This window comes from Vibrio sp. 1F255 (assembly GCF_041439145.1).
In the GTDB taxonomy this organism is placed as follows: Bacteria; Pseudomonadota; Gammaproteobacteria; order Enterobacterales; family Vibrionaceae; genus Vibrio; species Vibrio crassostreae_C.
This window is the reverse complement of sequence record NZ_JBGONQ010000085.1, coordinates 1-1185: the sequence shown is the minus strand read 5'-3', so window position 1 is coordinate 1185 and position 1185 is coordinate 1. Positions and strand designations below refer to the sequence as shown.

The following is a 1185-nucleotide window of genomic DNA, read 5'->3' as shown; positions in this document are numbered from 1 at the left end:
CTTACTACCGTTTTTGTTTTTAGTTCCCGCTAATCCGCGATGAACCTTTTTATTTTGCGGATAAGCGCCAGCAAGTAAAACAAGAACAATGAGAGTTGCGATCGTTGAGTGTCTTTTTAAGTAACTGAGCGATGACTCAGTGGTTTCGTTGCGAGTTAGTTCGTAGAAGAACTGTCTGAATCCAAATCTGGTTTTTGCTGCGCCTCTAAACGAGCCACTTCGGCATCAAGCTCTGCTATTTTCTCTGCCATGAGTGCGTGACAGCGATTGGCCAACTCTCTCGCATCGCTAAGCTTGTATCCGGATACATCGATAGGTTCCAACATCTCGGTGATCACAATGCCATTATTGGCACGATTAAAGTCGATCTTATTGTGCGTGGTGCTAGTACACATCGGGGTGATAGGCACACCAGCTTCAATTGCCATTCGGAAAGCGCCTGTTTTGAATGGCAGTAGTCCACGCCCTTTACTACGGGTTCCTTCCGGGTAAACCCAAACAGACAGATCTCTCTGATGAATCGCTTCCGCCACTTGCTTGATGGTATCGCGTGCTTTGGATTTGTCTTCGCGGTTAATCATGATGTTACCGGTGATCCAATACAGCAGGCCAAAGAAAGGCACGTACAACAAATCGCGTTTGCCCAATGAAACAGTGCGTGGTCTTAGCATTCCTGGATCGGTCACAAAATCCAATATGCTTTGGTGGTTAGAGATGTAGACGCTGTTTTCTGGTGTCGGGGCATTGTCTAGGCCGCGTTGCACCAGTTTTACACCGATGATCTTTTGGAGTTGGTTGAACCAACGACAGAAAACGTACACATGCTTGGGGTTCTTGGGGCTAAACAAGCAGTAAACAAAAGCACATTGAGTGGTGAAAATAATAAACACCGTAGCCAAAATAATACGAAGAACAGCAAGCACAATTCACTCCTTACTCACCGCAGATGGCAGTGATTAAATAGTTTTAGATGCTTGAAGTTTTCACTCTATTTAACCGAATTGCAACAATTAACTGTTATAGGGTTCTGTTTTTAGATCTTTATATAAAACAAGGACTAACAATGGGTGTTTGACACGATTATCGAGCTTACACGTGTTCACCAGTAGCGAGGCATGTTCACCAATACTGGCGTTGTTGCCTAAATTAGTTGAACCTTTTCCAAGTCCTGTGATCTGATCATTT

At 44.1% G+C, this 1185-nt stretch carries 1 protein-coding gene; it reads right to left on the bottom strand.

Annotation, left to right across the window (positions count from 1 at the left end):
- Nucleotides 1–155: 155 nt before the first annotated feature.
- On the bottom strand, nt 156–923 hold the full coding sequence (locus ACED41_RS21515) for a 1-acylglycerol-3-phosphate O-acyltransferase (RefSeq protein WP_371725669.1): 768 nt from the start codon (nt 921–923) through the stop codon (nt 156–158).
- Nucleotides 924–1185: the final 262 nt, after the last annotated feature.